Below are 2674 nucleotides of genomic sequence, written 5' to 3'. Positions count from 1 at the left end.
CGGCCAACGGCCTGACTGCGTGCAGTAATGCGATACAGCGGGCCTAGCGTGACGGTTTCGGAGCTGGGAATAACCCCACCAATTTCCATGGCGGTTTGGTTTTCGCCCAGATATTCAATCCAATAATCGGTCGTCGATAGTGGAACACCATTAGCACCACCTACCGAAGGGCCAGGCTTCCACGTGGCGCTGCCCTTGCTAGTAAACATGGGGCATATCCCATAATCCGTGCAGTCTTGGGCGACGGGTGCCGTGGTGCGAAATTTGGCAATACCATTCAGATTGGTGACGGCAGTTGCCAAAGCGGCCTCTGCTGCCTGCGTTGCCAAGCTGCGATCACGCAGATTTGCAGCCATGCGCTCTTGCATGGATGAGCTGCGCATGACCGCCACACCTAAAATGGACATCACAACCAGCAAGATCAACACCACCAACAAGGACATACCTTGCTGCATCTTGGGGGCTAGCCCGGTACGATTAAGTCTGCTCATAGCCCACGGTTCCTGATGCTGACTGTTGCGGCCAGATTGCGGTTAATGTTGCGATTTTCACCCGATTTCAATTCTGATACCGCACGAATGGGCAGTGTGAACCGCACGGCATCTACATATTGGAAGTTGGTCGGTGATGCCACGTACGTGGTTGGCGTGCCACCCGAAGCCTGGTGGAATGCTAGTGTGGCGCTTTGTACACCATCTGCGACTTCTTGCCCTGCCCCGCCGGAACGCGCCACCCACAATGAATTGCCACTACCACGCCCATTCGTCGCCACATACCAGCGATTGGTGCGGAAGCGTGCAATGGAAATGCTGCCGGGGGAGGCATTGGCAGTATCGGATGGGTCAAATGGCAACGCTGCCGAGAAATTGATTTTTTGCCCTGCCACCGAGCCAACGGTGGCAAACCCGGTCATGGCGGCATTGCAAACCATCACCACATCACCGGCTTTGAAAATATCGGATGCGCTGGGGGTGCTTTCCAGCAAGGTCACCGACGTGGTACTTCCGGTGCCACTTGCCACCCGATACGACAAATCATCCGCAGAGGTCACCGACATCCCGGTGCCGTCATTGTTCAATGGCGCACGGAACGCGGTGCTGTTGCTATCAGAACCTAGCACCATGGCCTCGCTGGAACAGGCGGAACTACCCACCGAGCGAATATCTCTGCCCATCATTTCATAAGCGATACGTGCGTTTTCCTGCACACGGTTTTGGCCTTCATTCGAGCTAAAAGTGCGCTGATTGGACTGAAAAACAGCCAACGCTGCACCCAAGACCAACAGGCCTAACACCATGGCAATCATCAACTCGACCAAGGTGAAGCCTTGTGATCGTCGCTGCAAAGGCTGGGATTTATGGCTCATATGCTGGCATCCGTCACAATAGTTTTTGTCCCTGCACCACCGGCACGACTGTCATCCCACTGCACAGTCACGCGGTAGTTGTTGCCTCCCAGCGATACGATTTTCCCGCAGGTGCTGGACGCAGACCCGATGGTGGTCTTCAAGCTGGTTACCCAAAAATTCAAGTCATTGGTTGCCAAGGTGGTACCGGCTACCGGGGTGGTGCCGCAAGATGCAGTGCCGTCATAGACATAGGCGCTGGCATTGGCACGATTGGCGCGCATGGCCTCGATAATGGAGTTGGCGGCCATCACTGCTTGACTGCTTTCCAGCGAGCCTTGCCCACCCCGCAGCGCAATGGATTGCATGGCGGCAATCCCTAGCAGGCCGACGCCCAGCACCATGACTGACACCAGTACTTCGATCATGCTCATGCCGCGCATCTGCCGTGCGGTGTGAAAAGAGGGTTGCAACTGGGTCATGGGCATGCTCCACCGCCATCATTATTTTTGGAAAGCACGACGCCACTGATCATGATGGTGAGTACGCGTTGATTGATATTGGGTTGCGTCGTGGGCATGCAGACGGTGACCGTTTGCTGGGCGTCCAACAGCCCCGAAGGTTTGAACACGACCCTGTTCACCGAGCTCTTGACCTGCACGCTGGCATTGCTGCTGTTATCTGCGATGACTTCATCCGCACCACCATTACCGGGATCCGGGCCGTGCACGATCCAGCGTGTCCAACTGGTGCCGGTACCGCAGGTGCTGCCATCGCTGGTCGGGCAAACCTCGACGGATGCATTCCTGCGTACTGCCTCGGCCCGCGCCAGCTGCATGGTGGATATCAACTCACCCGCCTGACCACTCAAACGACTGTTATTGATCATGCCCGTGATGCCGGGCACCGCAAACGCGGCCAAAACACCGATGACAACCATCACGATCATCAACTCCACCAAGGTAAACCCCCGGGCGGGCTTGGCGCTTCTTTGTAAGGGCTGTTGTAACAACGGGGCGTCCTCGCTTTTTGGCGAGTCAACCTTAACGGGGGGACAACCGGGATGCCAGCAATGACCGACGGACGGCCGCAGGGCGGGGGTGGGCGGTTTTGGGGGGTGCAGCTTCGCGGCACGGCTTAACTCTTGCGCCCGGTTGCCAGTCGCACACCCTGGCTGCAATGTGTAGCGTGATGTGTTGAGGTGATTCCCATGGCGACCAATCTCGCTCTAGATCGGAAGCTCATCGATCGCGTTGTCGCAGTCAGCGGCGAGCCGTCCAAGAAAGCGGCCGTCACCCTTGCGCTCAAAGAATTCATTGCACGCCGCGA

General features: G+C 57.0%; 5 protein-coding genes. 1 reads left to right on the top strand and 4 read right to left on the bottom strand.

The features are described 5' to 3' along the window. The 4 genes from PK789_RS11375 to PK789_RS11360 all read right to left on the bottom strand — a co-directional run. Positions 1-443 (bottom strand): pilus assembly PilX family protein (locus PK789_RS11375; RefSeq protein ID WP_324308924.1); only part of this gene is annotated, 443 nt, incomplete at its 3' end. Positions 444-487: 44 nt separating this feature from the next. Then, the gene (locus PK789_RS11370) at positions 488-1366 is read right to left on the bottom strand and encodes a PilW family protein (RefSeq protein ID WP_324308922.1); all 879 of its coding nucleotides are present in this window, start codon (positions 1364-1366) and stop codon (positions 488-490) included. Further along, positions 1363-1827: a type IV pilus modification protein PilV gene (gene pilV, locus PK789_RS11365; protein WP_324308920.1), complete on the bottom strand. Its 465-nt coding sequence runs from the start codon at positions 1825-1827 to the stop codon at positions 1363-1365. Before pilV ends, PK789_RS11370 begins: the two co-directional genes overlap by 4 nt. After that, positions 1824-2357 carry a GspH/FimT family pseudopilin gene (locus PK789_RS11360; RefSeq protein ID WP_324308919.1) on the bottom strand — a complete coding sequence of 178 codons (534 nt, stop codon included), beginning with the start codon at positions 2355-2357 and terminating at the stop codon, positions 1824-1826. Before PK789_RS11360 ends, pilV begins: the two co-directional genes overlap by 4 nt. Positions 2358-2555: 198 nt before the next feature. On the opposite strand from PK789_RS11360, the gene PK789_RS11690 reads away from it, so the two are divergent. Continuing rightward, positions 2556-2674 (top strand): type II toxin-antitoxin system VapB family antitoxin (locus tag PK789_RS11690; protein WP_503011950.1); only part of this gene is annotated, 119 nt, incomplete at its 3' end.

It is taken from the genome of Thermomonas sp., assembly GCF_035369645.1.
GTDB lineage: Bacteria > Pseudomonadota > Gammaproteobacteria > Xanthomonadales > Xanthomonadaceae > Thermomonas.
Note: the sequence above shows the minus strand (reverse complement) of the source record. Positions and strands in the feature narration are given on the sequence as shown.

Excerpts from the sequence above, each read along its gene's own strand:
- PK789_RS11370 (WP_324308922.1), bottom strand. The coding sequence starts at position 1,366 with ATGAGCCATAAATCCCAGCCTTTGCAGCGACGATCACAAGGCTTCACC.
- pilV (WP_324308920.1), bottom strand. The coding sequence starts at position 1,827 with ATGACCCAGTTGCAACCCTCTTTTCACACCGCACGGCAGATGCGCGGC.